At 65.4% G+C, this 24,759-nt stretch carries 25 protein-coding genes; 7 read left to right on the top strand and 18 right to left on the bottom strand.

The genetic code is table 11. From position 1 onward, the window contains the following. Window positions 1-11 precede the first annotated feature (11 nt). Complete coding sequence (locus ACIA48_RS13000; RefSeq protein WP_396731592.1) at window positions 12-989, top strand: DoxX family membrane protein; 978 nt, start codon at window positions 12-14, stop codon at window positions 987-989. A 103-nt stretch (window positions 990-1,092) separates the two neighbouring features. Then, window positions 1,093-1,572, top strand: coding sequence for an RDD family protein (locus tag ACIA48_RS13005; protein ID WP_396731595.1), 480 nt, complete (start codon window positions 1,093-1,095; stop codon window positions 1,570-1,572). 12 nt (window positions 1,573-1,584) lie between these two features. Here the strand turns inward: ACIA48_RS13005 and ACIA48_RS13010 are convergent, their stop codons facing one another. Together ACIA48_RS13010 and ACIA48_RS13015 are read right to left on the bottom strand one after the other, a co-directional pair. Then, the gene (locus ACIA48_RS13010; protein WP_396731597.1) at window positions 1,585-3,057 is read right to left on the bottom strand and encodes a GntP family permease; all 1,473 of its coding nucleotides are present in this window, start codon (window positions 3,055-3,057) and stop codon (window positions 1,585-1,587) included. Next, window positions 3,057-3,572 (bottom strand): gluconokinase, encoded by a 516-nt coding sequence (locus ACIA48_RS13015; protein ID WP_396731600.1) that lies wholly within the window; start codon window positions 3,570-3,572, stop codon window positions 3,057-3,059. The genes ACIA48_RS13010 and ACIA48_RS13015 overlap by 1 nt, the downstream gene beginning before the upstream one ends. Before the next feature lie 124 nt (window positions 3,573-3,696). Here ACIA48_RS13015 and ACIA48_RS13020 point away from each other — a divergent pair, with 124 nt between their 5' ends. Together ACIA48_RS13020 and ACIA48_RS13025 are read left to right on the top strand one after the other, a co-directional pair. Continuing rightward, entirely contained in the window at window positions 3,697-4,425 is a 729-nt protein-coding gene (locus ACIA48_RS13020; protein ID WP_396731603.1) for a FadR/GntR family transcriptional regulator, read from the top strand. A 15-nt stretch (window positions 4,426-4,440) separates the two neighbouring features. Further along, window positions 4,441-5,328 (top strand): hypothetical protein, encoded by an 888-nt coding sequence (locus ACIA48_RS13025; protein ID WP_396731606.1) that lies wholly within the window; start codon window positions 4,441-4,443, stop codon window positions 5,326-5,328. Window positions 5,329-5,415: 87 nt separating this feature from the next. Here the strand turns inward: ACIA48_RS13025 and ACIA48_RS13030 are convergent, their stop codons facing one another. The 4 genes from ACIA48_RS13030 to ACIA48_RS13045 form a co-directional block, all read right to left on the bottom strand. After that, complete coding sequence (locus ACIA48_RS13030; RefSeq protein ID WP_396732788.1) at window positions 5,416-5,742, bottom strand: YnfA family protein; 327 nt, start codon at window positions 5,740-5,742, stop codon at window positions 5,416-5,418. 87 nt (window positions 5,743-5,829) lie between these two features. Continuing rightward, a complete protein-coding gene (locus ACIA48_RS13035) occupies window positions 5,830-7,833 on the bottom strand; it encodes a phosphotransferase (RefSeq protein WP_396731609.1) in 2,004 nt (667 codons plus the stop codon). Next, window positions 7,775-9,757, bottom strand: coding sequence for a primary-amine oxidase (locus ACIA48_RS13040; protein ID WP_396731611.1), 1,983 nt, complete (start codon window positions 9,755-9,757; stop codon window positions 7,775-7,777). The genes ACIA48_RS13035 and ACIA48_RS13040 overlap by 59 nt, the downstream gene beginning before the upstream one ends. A gap of 41 nt (window positions 9,758-9,798) precedes the next feature. Further along, window positions 9,799-11,307, bottom strand: a complete 1,509-nt coding sequence (locus ACIA48_RS13045; RefSeq protein WP_396731613.1) for a carboxylesterase/lipase family protein — start codon at window positions 11,305-11,307, stop codon at window positions 9,799-9,801. Window positions 11,308-11,382: 75 nt separating this feature from the next. On the opposite strand from ACIA48_RS13045, the gene ACIA48_RS13050 reads away from it, so the two are divergent. After that, window positions 11,383-12,063 carry a hypothetical protein gene (locus ACIA48_RS13050; protein ID WP_396731615.1) on the top strand — a complete coding sequence of 227 codons (681 nt, stop codon included), beginning with the start codon at window positions 11,383-11,385 and terminating at the stop codon, window positions 12,061-12,063. A 10-nt stretch (window positions 12,064-12,073) separates the two neighbouring features. On the opposite strand, the gene ACIA48_RS13055 is transcribed toward ACIA48_RS13050, so the two are convergent. The 8 genes from ACIA48_RS13055 to ACIA48_RS13090 form a co-directional block, all read right to left on the bottom strand. Beyond that, window positions 12,074-12,649 (bottom strand): hypothetical protein, encoded by a 576-nt coding sequence (locus tag ACIA48_RS13055; RefSeq protein WP_396731618.1) that lies wholly within the window; start codon window positions 12,647-12,649, stop codon window positions 12,074-12,076. A gap of 59 nt (window positions 12,650-12,708) precedes the next feature. Next, complete coding sequence (locus ACIA48_RS13060; RefSeq protein WP_396731620.1) at window positions 12,709-13,851, bottom strand: LLM class flavin-dependent oxidoreductase; 1,143 nt, start codon at window positions 13,849-13,851, stop codon at window positions 12,709-12,711. Window positions 13,852-13,859: 8 nt separating this feature from the next. After that, entirely contained in the window at window positions 13,860-14,873 is a 1,014-nt protein-coding gene (locus ACIA48_RS13065) for an ABC transporter substrate-binding protein (RefSeq protein ID WP_396731623.1), read from the bottom strand. A 21-nt stretch (window positions 14,874-14,894) separates the two neighbouring features. After that, window positions 14,895-15,617: an ABC transporter ATP-binding protein gene (locus ACIA48_RS13070; RefSeq protein ID WP_396731625.1), complete on the bottom strand. Its 723-nt coding sequence runs from the start codon at window positions 15,615-15,617 to the stop codon at window positions 14,895-14,897. Then, window positions 15,614-16,345, bottom strand: a complete 732-nt coding sequence (locus tag ACIA48_RS13075; RefSeq protein WP_396732791.1) for an ABC transporter permease — start codon at window positions 16,343-16,345, stop codon at window positions 15,614-15,616. The genes ACIA48_RS13070 and ACIA48_RS13075 overlap by 4 nt, the downstream gene beginning before the upstream one ends. A 210-nt stretch (window positions 16,346-16,555) precedes the next feature. After that, window positions 16,556-17,275 carry a hypothetical protein gene (locus tag ACIA48_RS13080; protein WP_396731627.1) on the bottom strand — a complete coding sequence of 240 codons (720 nt, stop codon included), beginning with the start codon at window positions 17,273-17,275 and terminating at the stop codon, window positions 16,556-16,558. 79 nt (window positions 17,276-17,354) lie between these two features. Then, on the bottom strand, window positions 17,355-18,611 hold the full coding sequence (locus ACIA48_RS13085) for an alpha/beta fold hydrolase (RefSeq protein WP_396731630.1): 1,257 nt from the start codon (window positions 18,609-18,611) through the stop codon (window positions 17,355-17,357). A gap of 55 nt (window positions 18,612-18,666) precedes the next feature. Beyond that, complete coding sequence (locus tag ACIA48_RS13090) at window positions 18,667-18,996, bottom strand: hypothetical protein (protein ID WP_396731632.1); 330 nt, start codon at window positions 18,994-18,996, stop codon at window positions 18,667-18,669. A gap of 123 nt (window positions 18,997-19,119) precedes the next feature. Between ACIA48_RS13090 and ACIA48_RS13095 the strand changes: the two genes are divergently transcribed. Next, window positions 19,120-19,455 (top strand): RNA polymerase-binding protein RbpA, encoded by a 336-nt coding sequence (locus ACIA48_RS13095; RefSeq protein ID WP_006245254.1) that lies wholly within the window; start codon window positions 19,120-19,122, stop codon window positions 19,453-19,455. A 66-nt stretch (window positions 19,456-19,521) separates the two neighbouring features. Here ACIA48_RS13095 and ACIA48_RS13100 read toward each other — a convergent pair whose 3' ends face one another. From ACIA48_RS13100 to ACIA48_RS13115, 4 genes are read right to left on the bottom strand one after another with little or no spacing between them, the layout of a single operon-like run. Then, a complete protein-coding gene (locus tag ACIA48_RS13100) occupies window positions 19,522-20,298 on the bottom strand; it encodes a polyprenol monophosphomannose synthase (protein WP_396731636.1) in 777 nt (258 codons plus the stop codon). Further along, window positions 20,295-21,983: an apolipoprotein N-acyltransferase gene (gene lnt, locus ACIA48_RS13105; RefSeq protein ID WP_396731638.1), complete on the bottom strand. Its 1,689-nt coding sequence runs from the start codon at window positions 21,981-21,983 to the stop codon at window positions 20,295-20,297. Before lnt ends, ACIA48_RS13100 begins: the two co-directional genes overlap by 4 nt. Further along, entirely contained in the window at window positions 21,976-23,562 is a 1,587-nt protein-coding gene (locus ACIA48_RS13110) for an amidohydrolase (protein ID WP_396731640.1), read from the bottom strand. Before ACIA48_RS13110 ends, lnt begins: the two co-directional genes overlap by 8 nt. Continuing rightward, entirely contained in the window at window positions 23,563-24,030 is a 468-nt protein-coding gene (locus tag ACIA48_RS13115; RefSeq protein WP_396731643.1) for an FxsA family protein, read from the bottom strand. A 111-nt stretch (window positions 24,031-24,141) separates the two neighbouring features. Here ACIA48_RS13115 and ACIA48_RS13120 point away from each other — a divergent pair, with 111 nt between their 5' ends. Next, window positions 24,142-24,759 carry a VOC family protein gene (locus tag ACIA48_RS13120; protein WP_396731645.1) on the top strand — a complete coding sequence of 206 codons (618 nt, stop codon included), beginning with the start codon at window positions 24,142-24,144 and terminating at the stop codon, window positions 24,757-24,759.

A 24,759-nucleotide genomic window follows, 5' to 3' on the forward strand; every position in this document is an offset into this window, starting at 1 on the left:
ACACGGTGCCCATGTTGATCCGACGTGTTGCCCGCCCCATGTTGTCGGCAGCCTTCATCGCCCGCGGTGTCGATGCTTTGCGCAGCCCGAAACCCGCCGCTGATGCGGCCCGCCCCACGCTCGAGGGGTTGAGCAAACTGCCTGACCCCGTCGGCACCAATGTCCCGTCCAACGCTGAGACGGTCGCGCGCGTCAACGCAGCGGTGCAAATCGGTGGCGGTCTGTTGCTCGCCAGCGGAAAGCTGCCGCGGTTGGCGTCGGCGGCGCTGGCGCTCAGCGTCGTGCCCGGAAGCCTTGGCGGGCACACCTTCTGGAATGAGACGGATCCGCAGCGCAAGGCCGACGAACGGCGCGCTTTCTTGACTGACATCAGTCTCATCGGCGGGTTGATCATCGCCGCCGTCGACACCGAGGGCAAACCGTCGCTGGGTTGGCGCGGTCGTCGGGCTGCGCACAAGGTTTCCGACGCGGTCAGCGCCGCGCTGCCCGTCGGTGCGGCGACCGGCGGGACGCTCGCTGACAGCCAACTTGCCGAGAAGGTCGGTCATGGTTTGCAGGTCGGTGCCGAACGCGGTCGTGAATTCGCCCATGTCGCCCGCGAGCGGGCTCCCGAGTTCGCTGAACTGGCGCGCAAGCGCGGCGCCGAAATTGCCGACGTGGCACGTGAACGCGCTCCCGAAATCGCAGAGCTGGCGCGCAAGCGCGGTGCCGAAATTGCCGACGTCGCGCGGGAACGTGGGCCCGAACTGGCGGACCTGGCGCGCAAGCGCGGCGGCGAAATTGCCGACGTTGCCCGTGACCGCGGATCGGTCTGGGCAGAGGTTGCCCGCGACCGTGGGCCCGAAATTGCCGAGACCGCGCGCGATCGCGCGACGGAATTCGCCGATACGGCACGCACGCAGGGACGCAAGCAGATCAAGCAGGGACGTAAGCAGGTCAAGCAGGCGCGCAAGCAGATCGAGAAGGAGAGTCGGCGCCTGAGTTCATGATCGTCGTGCGTTGAACAGGCGTGTCCTGAGGTATTCGGTTGTAGCCTGTCTCCACATCTCAGCGGTGGGATTGCCTGCCGCGTAGCGGAGACGAGGAGTCGCCATGACCGTCAACCCTCAGCCAGGTCAATACGGTGAACCGGGACCCTATCCCGTAGCCGGAGGTGAGCCTGGCGGACTGTTATTGCGTTGGCTTGCCCGCGTGATCGACGGCATCATCGTCGCGATCGTCAGCTGGACACTGATCTTCGTCACGGACTCGATGTCCAGCTTTCTGGTGACGGGGCTGTTCACCGGCGGTCTCAGCTTCATCTACTTCGTCGCGTTCGAGGTCTCGATCGGGTCGACACCGGGTAAGAAACTGCTGGGTCTCAGCGTCCGTGGTCCAGGAGGTGCGCCGAAGCCGACAGCCGGCCAGTCGGCGATCCGCAACTCGTGGACACTGCTGCCGATCATTCCGTTCGTCGGTGGGCTGCTGGGTATCGTCGCGATCATCGTCATCGCGGTGACGATCAGCGGCAGCCCCACCAAACAGGGCAAGCACGACGAGCTCGCCGGCGGCACTCAGGTCATAAAGGGCTGACGCCCGCTCGGGTCATATAAAGATCCCGAGCAGCAGCACCAGCACGAGGCCGACGACCGAGAGCACCGTTTCCATGATCGACCACGACTTGATGGTCTGACCGACGCTCATCCCGAAGTATTCCTTCACCAACCAGAACCCGGCGTCGTTCACATGGGAGAAGAACAGCGATCCGGCGCCGACCGCGAGCACGATCAGCGACACCTGGCCTGTGCTCATGCCTTCGACCAGGCCAAGCATCAGCGACGATGCGGTGATTGTCGCGACTGTCGCGGAACCCGTTGCGAGACGGATCAATACCGCCAGCACCCAGGCCAGCAGAATGGTCGAGACCCCAGTCGTCTTCGCCCAGTCCGCGAGCATGGTGCCGATGCCGGTGTCGACCAGCACCTGCTTGAATCCGCCACCGGCGGCAACGATCAGGATGATGCCCGCCACCGGCGGCAACGATGAGTCGATGCACTTGACGATCTGATCGCGCGTCATCGCCGCGCCGCGACCCAACGTGAAGATGCCGACGATGACTGCGATCAGAAGCGCCACGAGCGGGCGGCCCAGGATGTCGAAGGTCTGGCGCACAAGATTGGTCTCGTCATCGATGAAGATATCGACCAGCGCCTTGCCCATCATCAGCGCGACCGGCAGGAGCACCGAGAACATCGTCATGCCGAAACTCGGCCGCTGCCGTGTACGCGTCGCCGTCTCGGTCGCAGTCCCCGCGCCGCCGTCGGTTTCGTTGGTTGCTCTCGGTCCGGGGCCGCCATTGCCGGAGAAGTCGTCGGCGTCGAAGCGGTCAGGCACGTCGAGTACCACCCACTTGCCCGCCAACCGGCCGAACAGCGGGCCGGCCACGATGATCGTCGGAATGGCTACTGCCACACCCAATGCCAGCGTGATACCGAGATCAGCACCGAGCAGGTCGATTGCCGTCAACGGTCCCGGGTGCGGCGGGACCAGCCCGTGCATCGCCGAAAGGCCGGCCAGGGCCGGGATTCCAACGGTGACCAGCGACAGCTGAGACCGCTTGGCCACCAGATAGATGACGGGCATCAACAGCACGAGACCGATCTCGAAGAACATCGGCAACCCGATGATCGAGCCGACGAGCGCCATCGCCCATGGCAACGCGCGTGGTGAGGCGTGGCCGACAATGGTGTCGACGATCTCATCGGCTCCGCCGGAATCGGCGAGCAGCTTCGCGAACATCGCGCCCAGTGCGATCAGGATGCCCACGCCTGCCGCGGTGGTACCGAATCCGTCTGCGAAGGAGTCGAATACATCCGCAAGATTGGTCCATCCTTGCGCGACGATGCCGACGGTGACGGCACCGAAGATGAGCGCGAGGAACGGGTGCAGCTTCGCGATGGTGATCAGCACGACGATGACCGCGATACCGGCCAGGGCCGCAACGATCAATTGCCATCCGGCGGCGACGGGTTCAGCCAACTCGGCGTCGGCCGCCAACATGGTGATGGCGGTATTCATCAGTTCTCCTGTTCGGTTGCGCGCGAATCGATTTGGGCGACGTAAATATCGATGATGGAATCGATGCTCTGGTCGACATCGATGACGAGGCCGCGCTCGTCATCGCCGAGCGGCTCGAGCGTTTCGAACTGTGAGGCCAGCAACGAGGCGGGCATGAAGTGGCCGGGGCGGCTGGCCTGTCGTTTCGCGATCACCTCGGGCGTGCCGCTGAGGTGGAGGAACTCGACGTCCGGGCAATGGCGACGGAGCAGGTCGCGGTACTTGTGCTTGAGGGCCGAACAACTCATCACGCCGCCGTCGGCACAGCGCTCGGCCAGCCACTCCCCGATGGCTTCCAGCCACGGATACCGGTCATCGTCATTCAGCGGCTCGCCCGCGGTCATCTTCGCGATGTTGGCCGGCGGATGAAAGTCGTCGGCGTCGGCGAAGGGCACCCTGAGGCGCTGGGCCAGCGCCGCGCCGACCGTGGACTTGCCTGAACCCGAGACGCCCATTGCGACGACTGGTGACGCCATCTACTCCACCTACCCTGTTGTGCTTGACGTCACACAGCATGCCTCAATAATCATACGATTACAAGTATCTATCTGAATCATATGTTTTAAGTAACGCCAGCAAAGTCTATGACAAGATGTATAAGTGGCGTACCAACCAAACGTCGGTGCTCTGCACGGCAATCTGCTAACCGCTCTGGGCACTGCGATCGTGTCCGGGCAATACCCGGCGGGCCAGGTCATCACGCTCGACGGCGTAAGCGCGCAGCATGGTGTCTCACGCAGCGTCGTGCGCGAAGCCGTCCGCGTACTGGAATCGATGGGCATGCTCGAGTCCCGGCGTCGCGTAGGCCTCACGATTCAACCCGCGAACAAGTGGAACGTCTTCGACCCCAGGCTGATTCGATGGCGTCTCGAGTCGGGTGACCGGACCGCACAGCTATTGTCTCTTTCGGAGCTCAGACGAGGCTTTGAGCCCGCCGCGGCAGCGCTCGCCGCGCGGCGAGCCGATCCCCATCAGTGCCGGATCATGGCGGCCGCGGTGTCCGACATGGTGGTGCACGGACGGTCCGGCGATCTCGATGCATACCTGTTGGCCGACAAGATTTTTCATCAGACGATGTTGGAGGCCAGCGGCAACGAGATGTTCCGCGCGCTGAACGGCGTGGTCGCCGAGGTGCTCACTGGCCGCACGCACCACGGCATGATGCCCGAGATCCCCAACCCGGCGGCTATCGAGTTGCACGACGAGGTTGCGCGCGCGATCAGGCTGCGCGACGAGGCGGCCGCCGAACGGGCCATGCGCGCGATCATCGACGAGGCGGCATCCGCTGTGACCGAAGAGTTTTCGCCGTCGGAACAACTTAAGGGCTAGTGGTTAACTGGGGACATGGCTAGGAACCCCAGACTCGCGCGGCGCTTCTTCGATCGACTCGAACCGGTACATGCCGTGACCTACTTCGCGCCGGACGTCCGCGCCGCCCTCGACGGGCTCGGATACCGGGGCTTCTGGATGGGGTACTTCGCCGCCCGTTCCGCGCCGTTCGGCGTGGTGCCGACCGAAGTGGTGACCGCAGCCTTCTACAACTTCGCCCCGCAACGTGTGGCGAAGGCGTTGCCCGCGGCCTGGGAGGTCGCGCCGCCGGCCGATGCGCTGCGAGTGCGTGAGCAATCAGCGGTCGACGCGCTGCGCCGCTACGGCGTCGGCACCGACGACGACCTGGGCACGGTCGCCGACCTAGCTGCCAAGGCTGCGCGAAGCGCTTCCTCCGACGGTCGCCCGCTGTTCGCGGCGAACCTGGCACTGGAATGGCCTGAAGAACCGCTGGCCAAGCTGTGGCATGCGGTCACGCTGCTGCGCGAACAGCGCGGCGACGGGCACGTTGCGATATTGACGTCGCTCGGTGTCTCCGGTCGCGAATGCAACGTCCTGCACTCGGTGGCGGGCCGGGTGCCCAAGGAAATGATCATGCGCAGCCGGGACTACGACGACGATCAGTGGGCCCACTATCGCGACCGGCTGATCCGACGCGGCCTGCTCGACGAGCACGACGAGCTCACCGAAGACGGGCACGAACTCAAAAAGCGCATCGAGGACACCACGGACGAACTGGCGCTCGGTGCGCTCGACGCGCTCGACGATGACGAGGTCGAGACTCTCTTCCGCGGCCTGACGCCCATCACCCGAAAGGTGGTCGCCGGCGGCGATGTACCCGCTGCGACCCCGATGGGCCTGAGCCGAGACGACCTCGACGACGACAGCGCCGGCCTGGGCTGACCCCTTTGGCGCGACCGTGCGTGTTTGCGGTCAACACGCCGGTGAGCAATCGCATTTTGCGCACGCTCGCGCCGCTCGCAGAGCGCTTCAGCGCGGCGCGTACATGATGAGGCCGACGCCGACTAGGGCAACGACGGCACCCGTCACGTCCCAGCGATCGGGACGGAAGCCGTCGGCGACCATGCCCCACAGCAGCGAACCGGCGATGAAGACACCACCGTATGCCGCCAGCACCCGCCCGAAATGGGGGTCCGGTTGAAATGCCGCGACGAACCCGTAGGCGCCCAGCGCAATGACACCGGCACCGATCCACGCCAGCCCGCGATGCTCACGCACCCCTTGCCACACGAGCCATGCGCCACCGATCTCCAGCAGCGCGGCCAGTACGAACAAGACGACCGATTTCAGCACCATCACGAGTCTCAGCCTGCCGCGAGAGTGCGAGAAATGGTGCGAGGACACGGCGTGTCGGCCGCAGACACGCACGCTCGCGCTAGTGAGTTAGTTCGGTGGCAGGTTGCGGTTCCATTCCACCCAGCCGACACCGGTGCGACCGTCGGCTGTGGTGACCGTCGCCCAGGCGCGCGGGAAGTGACTGATCCGTCCGTCAGGTGACGTCAACAGGACCGGCGCGTGCCCACGGATGTCGATAGTCGCGACGAGATCGCCCGGGTTGTACGCGATCGTGGTCGTCGCAGGCAGGTCGTTGTCCGCAAATGTCGCCTCCGCGCTGACGCCCTGTAGTTCGACCAGCGCGTCGCCCTGCCGTTGGGTGTACCCGATACCGATGGGCGGGGCGCCCGGGATGCGGATATCGACACCGTGGGCGTGGGTGCCGTCATCGAGATGCAGCGCGCTCCACACCCAGTCCATCGACCACCAGTCGCGCACTCCCCACGAGTGATCGCGTTGGCCCGGAACAGTGTTGAGCGCGTACTCGCGGCCGTCGACGGTGACCGTGCCCGACACGGTGCAAGGGATCTCGTATCTCGGTGTGATGCGGTACTGATACGGCACCCCCACCGTCGTCCAGACCAACTCCATCGTGGCTTCGACCGGCCTGCCCGGCCGACCGTGCAGAAGCGCGGACGGGTCGTCGTATGCCTGCCCGCTCCCCCGTACCGTCACCGTGTAGATCTGCAGCGGGTCAGTCGCATCCAGGGTGAGTTCGATGGCGCCGGTGTTCTCGAAATCGAGCAGCGCCACCGTCGGAATCTCAGGCCCGCACAGCAGTGCGTTGACCCAGGTGGTGTTCTCGTTGGGCATCAGGCCCAGTCGAACCCAGCCGCCGATACCCTGCTGTGGGTCGGCGAAGTCGAAGTACCAGCTCTCGCTCCACAGCGGCTCATCGCCAGCGGTGTGTGCTTCCTCATCGGCCGGATCAGGTGTGAGCGGTTGCGCCGCAACAGGTTCCGGTAAAGTGTCCAGCGCCCCGGTGTCGAGGACGTGATCGCCGTGGCGTGAAAGCATGGTCATGAACATCTCGTCACCGCGGTCGGTCTGCGCTACGAGCATGGAGCTCACGATCGCCATCATCACCCCGAAGAAACTCTGCCGCCGCACGCCGTCGCGGACCTCGTCGAGGCTGACTCGGGTGTCGGCACCCAAAGCGTCGTGATACGCCCGCAGCAGCGCGTCATAGTTCTCGCGACGGAGATCGCTCGGCAGCGCGCACCCGAGGAAATACGCGACGTCGGTCATGGCCGGGCCCCAAGTGACGGTCTGCCAATCCACGACCGTCAGCGGCCGTTCCGCCTCGGGCTGACCGAAGAGCATGTTGTCCAGCCGGTAGTCGCCGTGGACCAGGCCCATTAGCCGGTCGGCGGTACCCTCGGCCTCCAGGTACGCATCGAAGCTGCCGACAAGGCGCTCACAGACCGCACGATGCTCGGGCGCGATCTGATCGCCATAGCGGTCGACGAATCCGGCGTACAGCGTCGCGATCAACCCCTGGTTCATCGGCGCATCGCGGTTGAGCCAATCGGCCTGTGCCATCGAGGCGTCACCGAACGCGGGTGCGTGTAGCCGGGCCAGCTCTGCCAGCGCCAGCATGGCCTGTTCGGTTGTCGCACCGCGTAGTTCGTCGCCGACGACCGCCGGCGCGGCATCGCTGAGTAGGAGATGGAAGGCGCCGGTCTCAGGATCGAAGCCAGCCGAATAGCACGCCGCGACCGGGCCGCCGCCGAGGCTGGGCGCGATGTCGGTGTAGAAGCGCACCTCGCGCTCGTAAAGCCCCAGTGCCAGACCGGTCTGCCGGCTCGCCGGGTCGGTCGCCGCCACCTTCAGCACGACCGACGATGGCCCGGCGTCGGCTGAAGTCAGCTCGACGCGATAGCACTCGCTCATCTGCCCGGTGCCGATGCGATCGAACGTGAAGTCCGTGACGGCGATGCCGAGTGCGGCGGTCAACCAGGCGGCCGTCAGATCCGACGGCCGCTCCATGACGTCAGTGGTGCGCACTGGTCGAGGCGGTGTGGCACATGTCGGGCGGCGTTCCGACGACATCGAGGGACGGGTTGCGGTCGAAGAATCCGAACGGTTTGAGCCAGAACGACACGATGTCGACGGGCATCACCGGCCAGTCCTCCGGCCGGGTGATGTGGTGGATACCGAACACGTACCACATCACCACGTCGGTGTTGTCGATCGATCGGTTGGCCAGCGTCCATTTCGCCAGGCCGGTATCCGTCGAGGACTGATTGACGAATTCGCCAGCAGGCCAACGTTCGTCGGGATGGTTCGGAGTCACCCACAGAGTATGGCCGATGACGCTGGCCCGCTCGATCACCGGGGAGTCGGGATCGAACATCGGCGGGATAGCCCCGCTGGGCACCAGCTTGTACGACGGATTCGTACCGATCCCATTGACGACGTTGGGGTTGACGATCTTCCAGGTGCGCTGGGTCGCAAAGTTGACGTCTTGCTTGCCCTGGCTCTCGGTGCGCAACGGAAAGGTCCGCGTCACCAGCGACAGGCCGTAGGGATTGTCCGGCCCCATCGGTTCGGCATGCGATTCGGTCATGCAGACGGTGTTGTCGGTGCCGTCGATGTCCATGTCTAGCCGGGCCACCAGGAAATGCTGGTGGTACGGCGCATAAGTGCGCTCGTCGACCAAGGTGCCGTTAGGGTGCGGCTGCCCGGCCGCCACCGGCGTGGTAACCATGATTCCGGTGGCCCGGATCTCGCACTCGATGTTGCCGTCCTGGTAGAACCGCCAGTAGATCAGGTACTCGTAGTTGGCAACGGTCACGTGCGACGACACTGTGAGCCTGCGCATCCGGCGCACCTCTGCGCCGACGGTGTGATCGACGTGCTTCCACAGCACGGCGTTGTCTTCTTCGTGGATGCAGATGGCGTTCGTGATGGTGTACGGCTCGCCCCTGCTGTTGTGCAGCACCGCATCGAGGTAGCGGATCTCGCCGAGGCAATCGCAGCCCAGCTCCAGCGATGTGGTCATGAACCCGAGACCCCACTCGCCGATGTCGAAGGCGGTGCGCCGGTAGTGGTCCACCGAAGAGTCGCGGTAGGGCACGATCATCTCGGCAAGCGATATCCGGTGTGCCACAGAGCGTTCCCGATCACCGTCGCGGTACTTGACAGTGTGAAGCGTCATCCCCTCGCGGTGGTTGAAGCCGACCCGAAGCGACCAGTTCTGCCATTGCAGCAGGTTGCCGTCGAGGGTGAACGAGGGCCCATCGGGCTGCTCGATGTGCAGCGGCTTCAGCGGCTCTCTGCGCGACGCCGAGCGCACCGACTCGGGGATCATGCTCGGCACGTATTCGCCCATCACGTCGGGTTTCTCGACACCACCGGTGTCTTCGACGCGCAGCAACTCCATGGCGTTGAGGTCGATGACGCAGTGCAGTCCGCTCACCAGATTCGCATAGGGGCTTCCGCCCGCCGAATCCCTCAGCCAGGTGTCCGACCAGCCGATCCGCCGGTCACGGTACTCAGGAGGCGCGACCGCATTGCCATAAGTCCACGTGTCGAAGAAGACGAGGTCGATGTCCATGATGCCGCGCTTGTTCAACGCGGCCGCGACGTCGGGGTGCGAGCGTAGCAGTCGGTCACATTCGGCGAACTCGTCGACAGTGAAGTTGGCCTGTACCCCGGGAATGTGTTCGAACGACTCCACCCGGTCGTCGGTCAGCGACACCGTGCTCTTGTACGTCGCATTGGCCGCACGGTCGAAACAGGTCACCCGCGCGCGTCGGGGCGGACGCGCTCCCCCGCCGTCGAACTCGCGCAGTTCGGCCTTGCTGGGTTCGATCGATTCGATGGACGCGTACCGCCAGCCCAGGTCGGATGTCGCCGACCCTCCGGCTCCGGCACCGACACCATGCTCTCGTTGCAGGATTGACGCGACCGCCGTGAACTCGTCGCCGCTAAGCGGATCCAGGGGGTAAGCCACGGAGTCACGCAACCACATCCGCGGTTGGATGCGCAGCCATTTCCGGCACGGCAACGGATTCAGCGGCCCGCCAGTGTGAAGCCCTCCCACGCCTGGCGGCGGTCGGCGTGCGGATCCAATTCGACCCGCGGTCGGCTGTCGAAAACCCGGACCGCCCGCTGCGGGTCCGCGTACTCGGGCCAGTCGGCGCCGGGCACCCCGGTCTGGGCGAACGCGCGCCACCGCGCCTGCACGTCATCGCTGACGCGCAGCGCCGTCTTGCGATCCGCGGCGGCGGTGAGCAGTTTTCCGAAAGTTGTTCGGTAAACGTCGAACACCGCAAGCAACTCTGTCGCGTGCGTGGCGCCAAGGCCCGACCACCGCAATGTGCGTGGCGCATAGTCATAGCGGTACAGGTAGGTCGGGGCGTGCCTGCTGTGGGCCTCGGCGATCTGCCAGGCGGCGGATCCGAATGCGAAGTCCCCGCCGAATTGGATACACGCCGCCGAGTCCGGATATCCGGGGTAAGCCGAGGTAATGCGTTCACGCTCAGCGGGTTCCGCTCCCGAGAGCAGCCGCTCGATCATGGGTTCTGTCATCGGCAGCAGCTTGAGGAACCGACCGAACAGACGGGCCTCATCAGCGTTGGTGCCCACGATGAGTGGCACCCGATGGGCGTGCCCTTCGCGCATCGCGTCGACCGGATCCAGTGGCAGGTATTCGGTGCCGCTGGTGGGTCCTGCCGCGAATGCGCCGAGCATCTCGCGCTGGCCCGTCACGATGAGCCGTTCGAAGGCAGAGACCAGCTCCGTCGGTCGAGCCGCCATCACGGCTGCCGCCCCATTTGGTTCGTTCGGGTCGACCAGCTCGGCGAATTTGGCGGCGTAGTCGGCCGCAATGTCCGGCGTGCGCACCATTCCGGCGGCCGGGCTCTCGGAAATCGCCTGCGCAAAAAGGCCTTTAGCGGCGGGAACGGCCAGCAATGTCGCCACTGCGTGGGCACCGGCACTCTCGCCGAAAATCGTCACTTTCTCCGGGTCGCCGCCGAAGACCGCGATGTTCTCGCGTACCCAGCGCAGCGCCATCACCAGATCACGCAGGTAGAGATTGTCATCGAAGGCGTGAGCGCCGTTGGACAATGACGACAGATCAAGACATCCCAGCGGTCCCAGCCTGTAGTTCACCGACACGTAAACGCAGCCCTGGCGCGCCAAGGCCGCACCGTCGTAGATCGGTGTCGCCGAGCTGCCCATGAAGTAGCCGCCGCCGTGAATGAACACCATCACCGGCAGTGGCCCGGCCGATGGCCTTTTCGGCGCCACCACATTGAGCGTCAGGCAGTCCTCACTCATCGGTTGGTACTTGCCCGGCGCGAGGAGTGTGTACATGCGCTGCTGGGGTGCGCAGTAGCCGACCCCGTGGCAATACCGCACGCCCGGCCACGCCTGGACGGGTTGTGGCGCGCGCAAGCGCAGCGGACCCACGGGTGGGCTGGCGTATGGAATCGCACGCCAGCGATTCACCCCGTCGCGGGTGAAGCCCTCAACGGTGCCGGAGGCGATGGTCGCGCGGACCGTGTGCTCGTGCATTACCCGACGTTAGCGAATGCTGCGCGCCGCCGCGCCTGGACGGGATCGGCGAGTCGGCCCGCTAGCCTGGCCGGTATGCGAGTGGCTGGGCTGATCGCGATCTTGATACTGCTGGCAGGGTGTTCATCCTCGACCGATGGCGGGGCCGAACGAATCACTCCGATACCGCCGAACACCAGCAAGGCGTCGTCGACCACCACCCCGTCGACCACGGCAACACCGACCAAACCGCCGGACCCCGGCGCGCCGGTCGCCGCCGTCATCGCCTGGATCGAGGCGGGTGACACGGTCGATGCCGCGGAATATCACGCGGCGACGCGTGACGGGGTGACGACGAACCTCGGAGAGGACGTCGCGTTCATCACACCGTCGGGCAAGACCAACTGCATGACCGACTCCAAGTACGCAGGCGGTGCACTGGCATGTCTGGTCGACCTCACGAACCCGCCGCCGCGGCCGGAGAACGCATACGGCGAGTGGAAGGGCGGTTGGGTCGACTTCGACGGTCAGAGTGTCGACGTCGGATCCGTGCGGGGCGACCCGGGCCGGTTCGCCGCCGGCACCGGACCGGAACTGCCGTACGGTCGGGCGCTGGGCTTCGGTGACTACCAGTGCCGCGTCGACACCATCGGTCTGTACTGCGCCAACCGCGCGCACGACACGGCGGTCCGGTTCAGCGATGCAGGCATCGAGCCGTTCGGTTGCCTCCAGCCGGCCACCGCTCCTCCCCAAATCGGCGAGCGGTTCAGCTGCTGACCAAGAGCTTTTAGCTCCCAGGGTCGGCTTTGGCTCGTGCCCGGTCCGGATAGATCTGGGTCATGCCGATGGCGCCAATGATTACGACCACCGGGATGACGGCCTTGGTCCAGCTGACGGTCGAGGGCGCCGCCAGCGCGACATATCCCAGCACCGCGATGAGCGCGAACACCAGAGCCCACATCAGCGTGAGCACCTGATTGGTCCTCCGGAACGCCACTTTCTCCCACTCGTGGCGGGGCGCCAACGGCGGCGCGTACTGCTGCGTGAAGGGAACGAAAGCCAGTGAGCCGAGAGCCATCAACGCGAGGACTCCCCCGGACAGTGTCGTCGCGTATCTGTCCATCCAGTCCCGGTCCTGGGCGCCGACGATCATGCCCGCGGTGGTGACTCCGACAAAGAACACCACAGTGACCACGTCGAGTAACCTCGCCCCGCCCCTGCCCGCGGAGATGCCGAGGAACAGCGCCGAGATCACCGCGCAGATCGCACCGAACATCCAGGTGCTGGGGCCGTCAGCGACGACCCAGTAGACGATCCACGGCGCGAAGCCGACGAACGGGCTGCGCTCGAACCATTCGTCCACGAGTCAGGTTTACCTAACTAATGCGGCGGAGGCAAAAGCTGGCTACCCGAGGAGCGCACTCAGGCGACGCCCTTGTTCTTCAACAGCGGCAGGACGCCCTCGGCGAACCAGTAGGCCTCCTCCAAGTGCGGATACCCGGAAAGGATGAACTCGTCGAAGCCGACCGAGTGGTACTCGTAGATGAGATTCGCGACCTCTTCGTGGCTACCGACCAGCGCCGTGCCCGCTCCGCCGCGAACCAGGCCGACGCCGGCCCACAGGTTCGGGTAGATCTCCAGGTTGTCGACCCGGCCGCCGTGTAGCGCAGTCATCCGGCGCTGGCCTTCGGACTCCGATTTAGCGTGCAGCTCAGTCTGTTTGGCGATCTGCTCGGGACTGAGCTCGGCGAGCAGTTCGTCGGCCACACCCCACGCCGCCGCAGAGGTGTCGCGGCTGATGGTGTGCAGGCGGATGCCGAAGCGCACCTTGCGGCCTCGCGCTTCGGCGAGCTTGCGTACCTGCTCGATCTTGGCCGCCGCGGCCAGTGGCGGCTCACCCCACGTCAGGTAGACGTCGACATACTCGGCTGCGATCGGAAGCGCCGCCGGCGACGAGCCGCCAAAGTAGATCTGCGGCAATGGATCCGGCGCACTCGACACCCGTGCATCCTTGACCGTGTAGTGCTTCCCCTCGAAATCGAGTGATTCCTGACGCCACAGGGTATTGACGATGTGCAGGAACTCGCCGGTGCGGGCATACCGTTCGTCGTGTCCCAGCCAGTCGCCGAAGCGGCGCTGCTCGACGTCGTCGCCGCCGCTGACGATGTTGAGCAGCACCCGGCCCTCGGAGAACCGCTGAAGGGTCGCGGTCTGCTGCGCGGCCAGCGTCGGAGGAACCAGCCCGGGCCGGAATGCGACGAGGAATTTGAGCCGTTCGGTTTCGGCGAGCAGAGCCGAAGCCGTCAACCACGCGTCCTCGCACCAGGTTCCGGTCGGGGTCAGCACACCTTCGTACCCGAGACGGTCCGCGGCGCGGGCCACCTCGGCGAGGTACCTGCGCGAGGGCGCGCGGTAGTTGGCGGGCACCGTGTGGTGCGACGAGGCGTGCGATGCGCCGATGATGGATCTGCTGTCCCCGTTGGTGGGCAGGAACCAGAAGAACTTCGCAGGCGAAGCCAAATCGGCTTGCGGTGTGCCGGTGAAGGATTCGGACTGTGTCGACATGGTTACTCCTAGTCGCGATTGATGTAGAGAGGTGCCAGCACGTCGCTGTAGCGTCGGTCGACCCAGCGGGAGAACACCGGCGCCTCGCTGATCTGGTCCGATTTGGCGAACAAATCAGCCAGCTCTTGCTCGGACGCGACGAGTTGGTCGGACAGATCGGTCGGCAGCCGCAGGCTGCGGCCCTGGGCCAGCGCGGCGACCTCAGGTGCGAGGCCGACCTCCTTGCCATAGGCCTTCACCCACTGGTCCCGATTGTCGTGGGCCCACCGGACCGCCTTCGCGTAACGAACCAGCAAGTCGCTCAGCGCGGTATTGCGTTTCGGATCGGCCAGCGCGGTGTCGGAAGCCACTCCGAAGCCTGCGCCGTTGGTGATTCCGGTGGCCCGAGCGATGCTGCGCACCGCGAAATCGGTTTCGGCCTGAGCCGTGTACGGATCCCACACCGCCCACACGTCGACGCGACGTTGTGTGAACGCCGACAGCGCGTCGGCGGGCTGGAGGAAGACCAGCTCCACATCTGCCGGCGTCACACCTGCGCGTTCGAGCTGAACCAGTGTGTGGCCGTGCGCGGAGCTGCCCTTGGCGACCGCGATTTTCTTACCCCGCAGCTCACTGACCGACTGGATCGGCGAGTCGGCATGCACCAGAATCTGATCGCCGAATCCCCCACCGTCATAGGCGGATACGATCTTCACCTTCGCGTTGGATGCCGCGCCGAAGATCGGTGGCGTGTTCCCGGTGATCGCGAAGTCGATCTTGCCCGCGGTGGCCGCCTCGATCTGGGGTGGGCCTGAGGTGAACGTGGAGAAGGCGATTTTGTACGGCAGGTTGTCGAGCGCACCCGCGGCCCGCAGCAGCGCCTCGGTGCCGCCTTTCTGATCACCGACGTTGAGTGTCAGGTCGGACAACTGCGAAAGCGCCACTGTTTCCGGCGCTTCGGAGGGGCCCGAGCTGTCCTGACGGGAGACACATGCGGCGAGCAGCACCGCGAGCAGTGCAGTAGCAACAGCGAGTTTTCGCATGCAGATCCTTGTCGTCGAAGGTCAGTTGCGCACGCCGAGCTGATCGAGCAACTCGGCGCGATGCAGCTCGGAATTGGTGGATTGCCGCGGGTCGTCGATCTCGAGGGTGTAGATGACTTCACCGTCCTCGAGAACCACCACCCGGTCGGCGAGAGCGATGGCTTCATCCACGTCGTGGGTCACGAGTAGCACGCCGAAGCGGTGTTCGCGCCACAGGTCGAGTAGCAGCGAACGCATGCTCAACCGGGTCAGGGCGTCCAGCGCACCGAACGGCTCGTCCAGCAGCAGTAGCTCGGGTTCGGCAATGAGTGCCCGCGCCAACGAGACACGTTGTGCCTGACCGCCGGAGAGTGTCAGCGGCCACGCACCGGCGCGGTTCGTCAGGCCGACGTCGGCCAGCGCCCGATCGGCGCGGGCCAGTGCCCGTGACTTCGACACTCGGCTGCGAGTCAGGCCGTACGCCACATTGGTGCGCACATCGCGCCAAGGAAACAGCCGGGGCTCCTGGAACGCCAGCGCGGGCGCGCCGACAACGGCGCGATGACCGGTGTGATCGGTCGACAGGCCCGCCAGGACCCGAAGCACCGTTGATTTTCCGGAACCGCTCCGTCCGATCAACGCGACGATCTCGCGGGTGTCGACTCGCACCGAAATATTTTTCAGGACATGGTGATCGCCGTACCACTTGTTCACGTCGCGCAGTTCGCCGGCGATGTGCGTGGTGCGTGATGCCGTCAGTGTCATGTGCGGTACCTCAATGCTCGTCTTTCCAAGGCGCGGACGATAGCGTCGGTGCCGATGCCCAGCAGCGCGTAGACGATCAATCCGAAGATGATGATGTCGATCCTCAGAAAGTCGCGAGCGTTGTTGATGAGGAAGCCGATCCCCTTGTCGGCGTTGATCTGTTCGGCGACGATCAGGGTCAACCATGCGATGGCGAGCGACTGACGCAGTCCGACCAGTATCTGGGGCGCGGCACTGGGCACGATGATGGTGCGGAACCGTTGCCAGAAGGAGAAGCCGAGCACCTGAGCCGTCTCGAAGAGCTTTGGATCGACCTGGCGGATCGCCGAAAAGGTGTTCAGATACAGCGGAAAACTCACCCCGAGTGCCACCAACAACACCTTTGGTAGTTCGCCGATGCCGAACCACAGAATGAACAGTGGTATCAGGCCGAGGTGTGGCAGTGCTCGTATCATCTGCATCGGTGGATCCACCGTCGCCTCTAACCAACGGGACAGTCCGACGGCGGTTCCGAGCGCGACGCCGAGAACTCCGCCGAGCAGCAGTCCTTCGACGACTCGAATACCCGAGACCCGCAGCGCATCGGTCAACTGTCCGTTCTGAAGCACCTCGATGCCGGCCTCGGCGATCAACGAGGGTGCGGGCAGCACGTCTTGAGGTATGAGCCCCAACGCGCTGCCCAACTGCCATAAGGCAACGATCACGATCGGCGAGGCCAGCCGGATCAATCCCCACTTGCGCTGCCGCCATCCGGCATTGGCGGCGAGGACGGGCGCTATCGGCGCCGCCAGCTTGGCAGGACTAGTCACGGTACGTCGACGCTACGCACGCGGCCTTCGGGACAGTAGGTTTTGATTCTTCATGATGCAAAGACATAGGCCCTGCCGATGTGATCTGGCACACCGGCAGGGCCGTTGGGTAGCAACGACTTTCAGATGTCAGCCGAGGCGGAAACTGCCGTTCACCAGAGTCGGTGTCACGTCCTGGCCGTTGATCTTGGAGCTCATCTTGCCGGTGGACAGCCGCGTGATCTGCTGCGCCTGCTGCAGCTGGCGCTTGTTGCGCACCTCGGCGCGGAACTGAGCGTCGTTGAGCTGCTGAATCTCGGCCTGCGTGATGTCACCGACGCTGCTGGTTCCGAATTGCACGCCAATCGCCGAACCGTCCGCGCGGACGACCCAGGAGGCACGTATTCCGTCCAGTTCCGCGGTGTACATGCCTGCTTCCCCGGACACCGGAGCCGCAGTGAACTGATAGTCCACGCCGTTCATGTTCAGATCGCCTTCGACGTTGGTGCCGTCGAACTCCGCGTTGAGGGTGTCGCGGAACCTCGACTTGACGTCGATTTTGCCGTCGGTCTGGTTGCCGAAGAACCATGCCTCGTCGTCGGTTCCGTTGCAGGCGTAGGCAGCGATCTTGTCGCCTTCGACCGAGATGCCGATCGTCATCGTCTTGCCATCGGGCGCCGTCATGTCGGCGATGTAGCGTCCCGACTGGGGGAAGGCGGTCGGCGCGGCTTCAGTGGTGGCGGTGGTGGTGGTCGGCGCCTCCGACGAGGAGGTCGCTTGATTCGATGAGCCGCCCGAGCAGGCGGCGAGGGTGCCAAGCGCGACGAATGCGCTGATACCCACGAGCAGGGTGCGAGTGAGTTTCTTCATGTGACCAGCATGAATGTCTGGAACCGGAGATACATGAAGAATGTGTGGAGATTGCGTGGAGATCTGTGCGAGCGATGATTCAGACGGCCAGAAACTCGTCGAGCTCGGCCCGGAACACTTGCCACGCCGGCTCCGTTGCTGTCAGCAGATGGTTGTTGCTGGACAACGCGACCAGGCGAGAGTCCGGAATCAGCGATGCCAGTTCCTCGCCGAAGCGCAACGGGACCCGATGATCGTCACGCGCGTGCATGATCAGCGTCGGGCACGAAACCTCACGCGCCAGATCGCGGACATCGATGCGCCCGAACTCCTCGAGGAACCGCACCGCATTCTCCGGTGACGTGGTGCGCCGCTGCAACTGGTCGAATGCGGCCCAGTCGGCACGCGTTCCGTCGGGAATGAACTGCGCGGCGAACACCTGTCGGAACGCCGGATCGTCACGACCCCAGCCAACACGCGCGAGTTCCAGATCGAGCGCCGCGGCCCGTTTTTCGTCGTCGCCTGACGCGCGCACCGCGCGGCCTCGGGCGTACGCGCTGCACAGCACCAGACGGCTGACCCGCTCGGGGTGACGGGCCGCATACGCCACCGCGACCGCGCCTCCCTGTGACACGCCGAGCAGCGGAAAGCGTTCCAGGCCAAGCGCCTCCACCACCGATTCCAGATCGGTGACCCAGTCGTCGAACGTGAAATCTGTTGCATCCCAATCCGATAGGCCACACCCTCGCTCGTCGTAACGAATGAATTGGCGGTTACTGGATAGTTCGCGCACCCAGTGCTTCCACACCGGACTTTCGATGTCGTACCCGAGATGGGTCATCCAGTTCGCCGCCCGGACGAGCGGTGGCCCTTCGCCGGCCACGGCGTAGGCGAGCCGCACACCATCGGCGGCCTTGCAGAACGCGATGTGCTGACGCGGTGGCGGTGGCTCGTCGGGAACCTCTGAGGGCTTCTGCGGCGGTGGTGCCGACGGCTCGTCGGTGGTGAGGGTGCCGACGAATTGATAGCCGCGCCCGCGAACAGTCCTGATGAAGCGCTGCGATTCGCCGTCATCGCCCAGCGCGCGGCGCGCGGCCTTGATGCGGCTCGTCAACGCGGCCTCGGTGACAAAGCGTCCGCCCCACACCGAGTCGAACAGTTCCTCTTTCGACACGAACCGGTGCGCATTGCTCACCAGCTGGGTCAGCACGTCGAACACCTGGGGCTCGACGCGAATCAGGTCACCGCCCGAGCGCAACTCGTAGCGCTGCGTGTCCAGCACGAACTCTTCGAACCGCCACACGCCGGCCGAGGTGGGCATCGACTCAGGTGTTGACAAGGTCACGGCGGGTCCCATCGGGGAGGTTTGCAGGTCATCGTAACGACGAGCGACACCCAAAGGAGGTTCGAAACTAGCGCCAGCCGTCGGCCGCTTTGGCCGCGCGCATCAGCGCGTCACACAGCTGCCTCAACTCTGTGCCGTCAGCACCTTCCTCGACGGCGGTGGACACGTCCTCGGCGGCGCATCTGACCTGGTAGACGCGATCGGCGAGTTCGGCGGCCTCGTCGGCGGTCAGCACCACGGCGTCCGGTGCAAGTGACGTGCCCCGCACGATGGACCGCTGCTCGTAGGCCCGCTGACGGCACGACTGCCTGCAGTATTGCCTACGTCGGCCCATCCCGGCATCGGCGACTTCACGCCCGCACCAGCGACACGGTTGAGAACGAAGACGACGGACCACGGACCCGACTGTAAACGGGGTGGCCCAAGAATCCCGGTATCATCAATGGCCGAGTCGGGAACTGCGTGTCTTGCCGCTGCGTTGATTCTCCGGACAACATGCATTGATTGAGGAGTGTGGACCATGGCTGATCGCGTCTTGAGGGGCAGTCGTCTCGGGGCCGTGAGCTACGAGACCGACCGTAACCACGACCTTGCGCCTCGTCAGGTTGCTCGCTATCGCACCGACAACGGCGAGGAGTTCGACGTCCCGTTCGCCGACGACGCCGAGATCCCCCACACCTGGCTGTGCCGCAACGGCATGGAAGGCACCCTGATCGAGGGTGACGCGCCGGAGCCCAAGAAGACCAAGCCGCCGCGCACTCACTGGGACATGCTCCTGGAGCGCCGGTCCGTCGATGAACTCGAAGAACTGCTGAAGGAACGCCTCGACATCATCAAGGCCCGCCGCCGCGGCTGAATTGGCGGCCCGCCGCCGTGCTGAACTGGCGGCTCGCCGCCGTGCTGAATTGGTGGGCGTGACTGGCTAGCGCGTCACACCGACGCCGCGCGCGCGATCGAAACGCCCGCGGAAACCCCACTCCGCGACCTTGAAAAGCGCCTCGCGGATGTTGGATCCGCTCATCTTGGATTGCCCGAACTCGCGCTCGGTGAAGGTGATCGGAACCTCGACCACGAGGAAACCGTTGTTGATGGTGCGCCACGTCAAGTCGATCTGGAAGCAGTAACCCTTCGAGTCGACGGCCGACAGGTCGATCTTCTCCAGCACCTCGCGCCGGTATGCGCGATAGCCGGCGGTGATGTCGTGGATGTCGACACCGAGCACCACGCGGGCATAGCCGTTTGCCGTACGCGACAACGCCTGACGTCGCCGCGGCCAGTTCTTCGTCTCGCCGCCCTTGACGTAGCGCGAACCGATGACGAGGTCTGCACCGTTGTCGATGCTGTCCAGGAGGCGGTGCAGCTGCTCCGGCGGGTGGCTGCCGTCGGCATCCATCTCGACTAGGACCGCGTACTGACGTCCCAAGCCCCACTCGAACCCAGCCAGATACGCCGCTCCGAGGCCGCCCTTGCCGGCCCGGTGCATCACGTGCACGCGGTCTGGATCTGCGAGCGCCAACTCGTTGGCCAACTCACCGGTGCCATCTGGGCTGCCGTCGTCGACGACCAAGATGTGCACGTCCGGACACGCGTTCTGCACGCGTCCGACAATCAACGGCAGGTTTTCCCGCTCGTTGTAGGTGGGGATGATGACCAGCGTGTGCTGACTTGGGCGATCCCCGGGGCCTGGGCCCGTCGTCATTTAGCTCCTCTATCTTTCGTCGCCGTTCCTAGCCGACGGACGAACCTCCCATTGTGCAGCATCGCGGCAACCAGAGCCCCAACGCCGATTGCGGCCAGCGCGCCCTCGACCAGCGGACCCCACCGTGTGGCCGCCGTGAGCTGGGTCTTCAGCCGGACCTGCGTGTCGAGGTAGGCGGGTTCGAAGAACTCAGTGCGGGCAAGCTCACGTCCGTCCGGGGCGATGACCGCGCTGATACCGGTCGTTCCCGCGACGATGACGTACCTGTCGTGCTCTACGGCGCGCAGCCGCGCGAAGGCGAGTTGCTGCCGGCTCATCGCCTCGTCGAAAGTGGCGTTGTTCGTGGGGACGGCCAGGATCTGTGCGCCGTTGCGCACCGACTCGCGAGGGGCTCGGTCGAAGATCACCTCCCAGCAGGTGGCAACGCCGATGGGAACGCCGGCGGCGTCCACCACGCCGTTGCCGCTCCCAGGGATGAAGTAGCCGGCGCGGTCGGCGTAGGGCGACAGCAGACGGAAGAAGCTGCGCCACGGAAGGTACTCGCCGAACGGCTGGACGATCTTCTTGTCGTGGCGTTCGGCCGGGCCGGTCTCGGGGTTCCACACGATCACCGAATTGTTCGAGATCGGGTTATCCCGCGTGTAACCCGGCGCCGCCACGACGCTTCCGACCAGGATCGGTGCATCGATTGCGTCTGCCGCCGCCGAGATCTCCCGATTCGCGTCCGGATTGGCCAGCGGATCGATGTCTGAGGAGTTCTCCGGCCAGATGACGAACATCGGCTGCTGCGCCCGGCCCGCGCGCACATCGTCGGCCAGCCGGACCGTCTCGCGAACGTGGTTGTCCAACACCGCGCGACGCTGGGCGTTGAATTCCAGACCCAGTCGGGGCACGTTCCCCTGAACCGCGGCCACCGTGATCGGCTGTTCGTCGGCCGCGCCCACACCCGAGTGTCTGACCTGAGGCCAGACGAGTGCGGTCAGCAACAGCACGACAGCGATGCATGCGCCGGGTATCACCACAGCGGGCGGCCCGGCGGTCTTGGTGGTGCCGAGACGCCACCACTTCACGATCTCCAGAGTGATTGCAGCCAAGCTGAATCCGATCAGCACCACAGCGAACGACAACAGCGGTGCGCCACCGACCTGCGCGAGTGACACCACCGGTCCGTCCGTCTGGCTGTAAGCCACCACGCCCCAAGGGAATCCCCCAAACGGAACGGTCGACTTGAGCCACTCTTGGACGGCCCAGAGGCCTGCGAACCACAGCGGCCATCCCGGCAGCCGCCGAACCACTACCGCCAAGGCGCCGAACAACGCAGGGAACAGCGCCTCGAGAATGCACAGTGCAATCCACGGAATGGGACCAACGAATCCGCTGATCCAAGGCAGCAGCGGTAGGTAGAACGCCAGCCCGAAAAGGAATCCGTATCCGAATCCGCCTGCAACAGTGGTTGTTTCACGGGTCAGCGCCCACGACAGCAGCGCGAACGCCGGGAAAGCCAGATACCACCAGCCGAACGGCGGGAAGCTCAGGCACAGCGCCAGGCCGGCGACGATCGCGACGCTCAGCTGCGGTAGGCGGTCGATCACGCCGTGGCCTAAACGCTTTGCCCGCGACGGGCGCTCGGCGGCTACGCTGCCGGCATCGTCGTCGAGCGCGGCGGGACGCGCGTCGTCAGCCATGAATGACGACCCCTCGGTGCACGGTCTGGCGGCAGCGCGGCAGTGTGTCGTCGAGGCGTGGCAGGGCGGGCACTCGCGAGCGCGAATCCGTCGACCAGCGCTGCACCGCGTCGGTAGGTGCACTGACCTCTAGTTCGTCGGCCTCCCACACGGCGTAGCTTGCCGGTGCCCCGGGAACGAGGGTGCCGGTCGCGCCGTCCCGGACCCCGGCGGCGCGCCAGGCGCCCCGGGTGGCCGCCGCAAACGCCGCACGCGCGGACAGTGCGCTGCCGTGGGTCTGATGATGTGTCGCCGCACGCACCGTCGACCACGGATTCATGCTGGTGACGGGGCTGTCGGAGCCGAAAGCGAGTGGCACGCCTTGGGATGCTAGCAGCGCAAAGGGATTCAACGATCTTGACCGGTCGGCGCCGAGTCGGTGGGCGTACATGCCGTGTTCGCCACCCCACAGCGCATCGAAATTGGGCTGCACGCTGGCGAGCACACCCCACACGCCGAGGCGGTGCGCCTGATCCTCGGTGACCATCTCGAGGTGCTCGAGTCGGTGCCCGCAACCGGCGACTGCGGGTGCGCCGAACTCCTCGACGACGCGCTCGAAGGCGTCGACGACGGCACCGACGGCCGCGTCGCCGATCACGTGAAACCCCGCGGTTATCCGCGCCTCGGTGCAGGCGCGCAGGTGTGCCGCGATGGCATCGGTATCGAGATAGGCGTTGCCGCAACAGTCGGGGGCGTCACTGTAGGGCCGGTGCAGCCACGCGGTGCGCGAGCCAAGAGCGCCGTCGACGAACAGGTCGCCGGCCAGCCCGTGGGCGCCGGTGCGGGTGATCAGGTCCCGCGCTTCAGCGGCGCTGCGCACGGCTTGACCCCAGTAACCGACGACCTCCACGCCGTGCTCGATGCCACGCACCTCGTCCCAATCGGCGAGGCCACCGATGTCCGGACCCGCGCATTCGTGCACCGCGACGATGCCAAGCGCGGCGGCGCTGTCAAGAGCGGTCAGCTGCGCGTGCCGCCGCTGCTCTGCCGTCAGCCCGTCCCGCGCGGCGGCGCGGATCAGATGGTGTGCGTCGGCGGTCAGCGGCTGGTGCTCGGAAAAACCATGCGCGTCAGACAGACCCGACGTCAATCGGCGTAGTGCGGTCGAGGCGACTGCCGAGTGGACGTCGACTCGGGCCAGGTAGGCGGGCCTGCCGCCGACGGCTTTGTCAACATCGGCGGTGCTCGGCGGCGTCCCTTCGGGCCAGCTGGATTCGTCCCAGCCGTGCCCCCACACCGCACCGTCGGGGTGGGTGCGGGCGTACTCGCCGAGCAGTTCCATGCATTGCCGCAGCGAGGTCGCCGCACGCAGGTCCAGCCCGGCCAGGGTCAGCCCGGTCGCGGTGAGGTGAACGTGGCTGTCGACGAAGGCCGGCGCGACGAAGGCGCCGTCGAGGTCGACGATCTGCGCGTCGGGAAACTGCGCGCGCCCCACGTCATCACTGCCCAGCCACGCCACGACGCCGTCGCGTACCGCCATGGCGGACGCGTCAGGCATCGCCGGGGTATGCACCCGGCCGTTGAGAAGGAGGGTCGTCACTTACTCGGGTTTGCGCTCCAGGGCTGGAGGTTCGATATCGGTGACATCGATGACCTCGCCGTCAATGTAGTCGCCTCTCGGCGCGGTATATCCGGTGGCTCCCGCGACGGTGATCAGCGGCATCCGGCGTGCGGCCATGGCCGCCACCATGGGGCGTGCGGCCGCTCGGGTCGGCGGGAGCAGGAGCAGGGCGCCGACGACGGAGCTGGCCAGCCCGGGGATGAAGACGAGCACTGTGCCCAGTGCGACGAGTACGCTGTCGGCCGCCGCACCGTGCATCGAGGCTGGGTCCAGTCCGGAGCGCAGGCGTCGGAAGTGCCGTTTGACCTGCGATCCGGCCAATGCGATGCCGACCACAAAGGCGCCGAGGAGCAGCAACACAGTCCAGCCGAAGCCGATCGTCGACACCAGGGCCACGATGACCGCCAGCTCGATGACCGTATAGAGGAGAAACAGCCGCATCGCCATGTAATGCGCAACGTCCGGGATGGTGCCCCGGGTTCCGCGAGTCGAATCTACAAAGACCTGCCAGATGAACGGCCATGGCCTGACAATGCCTTCATCCGAAGGGAGGTGACGATGGCCATCGATGACGAAGGACTGGGCCCCGGCTATATCGCTCACTGGGTGGTCAAGACCGCACGTATGGAGGAGATGGTCGCCTGGTACGGCATCGTTTTCGGAGCTCGCATCGTCCATCAGGACAACCGGCTCACGTTCCTGACTTGGGATTCCGAGAGTCACCGCCTAGCGTTGCTCAGGGTCCCGACGGTGCTGCGGTACCTGTTACCGCTCGCGAAGTTGCGCCGCAAGTTCTACGGCATCGATCACATCGGTTTCACCGTCCCGACGTTGGAGCGTCTACTCGTCACCTACGAGCGACTCAAGGCTGTCGGGATCACGCCGGTGTGGGCCATCAACCATGGTCCCACCACGTCGCTCTACTACGAGGATCCCGACGGCGTCCGACTCGAGTTTCAGGTCGAAAATTTCGCGACAGCGGCGTCTACCGCCGAATTCTTCGATACCGCAGCATTCGCCGACAATCCGGTTGGAGTTACTTTCGACCCCGACTGTCTGCTGGCAGAGATGCGAAATGGTGCAGCCCTCGACGATCTGGTGAAACAGGGAGCGGGCACCCCGGCTGGGCAACAACCCAGAGCCAACCGAAGCGCTCTGACGTGGCGGAGCCTGTAG

The sequence above is a fragment of the Mycobacterium sp. NPDC051804 genome (assembly GCF_044452905.1).
In the GTDB taxonomy this organism is placed as follows: domain Bacteria; phylum Actinomycetota; class Actinomycetes; order Mycobacteriales; family Mycobacteriaceae; genus Mycobacterium.

What these genes read in the sequence shown, in the direction of transcription:
- ACIA48_RS13025 (WP_396731606.1), top strand. Translation starts at nt 4,441, where the DNA reads ATGGCTAGGAACCCCAGACTCGCGCGGCGCTTCTTCGATCGACTCGAA.
- ACIA48_RS13000 (WP_396731592.1), top strand. Translation starts at nt 12, where the DNA reads ATGTTGATCCGACGTGTTGCCCGCCCCATGTTGTCGGCAGCCTTCATC.
- ACIA48_RS13060 (WP_396731620.1), bottom strand. Translation starts at nt 13,851, where the DNA reads ATGTCGACACAGTCCGAATCCTTCACCGGCACACCGCAAGCCGATTTG.
- lnt (WP_396731638.1), bottom strand. Translation starts at nt 21,983, where the DNA reads ATGGCTGACGACGCGCGTCCCGCCGCGCTCGACGACGATGCCGGCAGC.
- ACIA48_RS13050 (WP_396731615.1), top strand. Translation starts at nt 11,383, where the DNA reads ATGCGAGTGGCTGGGCTGATCGCGATCTTGATACTGCTGGCAGGGTGT.
- ACIA48_RS13005 (WP_396731595.1), top strand. Translation starts at nt 1,093, where the DNA reads ATGACCGTCAACCCTCAGCCAGGTCAATACGGTGAACCGGGACCCTAT.
- ACIA48_RS13065 (WP_396731623.1), bottom strand. Translation starts at nt 14,873, where the DNA reads ATGCGAAAACTCGCTGTTGCTACTGCACTGCTCGCGGTGCTGCTCGCC.
- ACIA48_RS13115 (WP_396731643.1), bottom strand. Translation starts at nt 24,030, where the DNA reads ATGGCGATGCGGCTGTTTCTCCTCTATACGGTCATCGAGCTGGCGGTC.
- ACIA48_RS13100 (WP_396731636.1), bottom strand. Translation starts at nt 20,298, where the DNA reads ATGACGACGGGCCCAGGCCCCGGGGATCGCCCAAGTCAGCACACGCTG.
- ACIA48_RS13085 (WP_396731630.1), bottom strand. Translation starts at nt 18,611, where the DNA reads ATGGGACCCGCCGTGACCTTGTCAACACCTGAGTCGATGCCCACCTCG.
- ACIA48_RS13120 (WP_396731645.1), top strand. Translation starts at nt 24,142, where the DNA reads ATGGCCATCGATGACGAAGGACTGGGCCCCGGCTATATCGCTCACTGG.
- ACIA48_RS13015 (WP_396731600.1), bottom strand. Translation starts at nt 3,572, where the DNA reads ATGGCGTCACCAGTCGTCGCAATGGGCGTCTCGGGTTCAGGCAAGTCC.
- ACIA48_RS13045 (WP_396731613.1), bottom strand. Translation starts at nt 11,307, where the DNA reads ATGCACGAGCACACGGTCCGCGCGACCATCGCCTCCGGCACCGTTGAG.
- ACIA48_RS13095 (WP_006245254.1), top strand. Translation starts at nt 19,120, where the DNA reads ATGGCTGATCGCGTCTTGAGGGGCAGTCGTCTCGGGGCCGTGAGCTAC.
- ACIA48_RS13035 (WP_396731609.1), bottom strand. Translation starts at nt 7,833, where the DNA reads ATGTCGTCGGAACGCCGCCCGACATGTGCCACACCGCCTCGACCAGTG.
- ACIA48_RS13080 (WP_396731627.1), bottom strand. Translation starts at nt 17,275, where the DNA reads ATGAAGAAACTCACTCGCACCCTGCTCGTGGGTATCAGCGCATTCGTC.
- ACIA48_RS13030 (WP_396732788.1), bottom strand. Translation starts at nt 5,742, where the DNA reads ATGGTGCTGAAATCGGTCGTCTTGTTCGTACTGGCCGCGCTGCTGGAG.
- ACIA48_RS13070 (WP_396731625.1), bottom strand. Translation starts at nt 15,617, where the DNA reads ATGACACTGACGGCATCACGCACCACGCACATCGCCGGCGAACTGCGC.
- ACIA48_RS13010 (WP_396731597.1), bottom strand. Translation starts at nt 3,057, where the DNA reads ATGAATACCGCCATCACCATGTTGGCGGCCGACGCCGAGTTGGCTGAA.
- ACIA48_RS13040 (WP_396731611.1), bottom strand. Translation starts at nt 9,757, where the DNA reads ATGTGGTTGCGTGACTCCGTGGCTTACCCCCTGGATCCGCTTAGCGGC.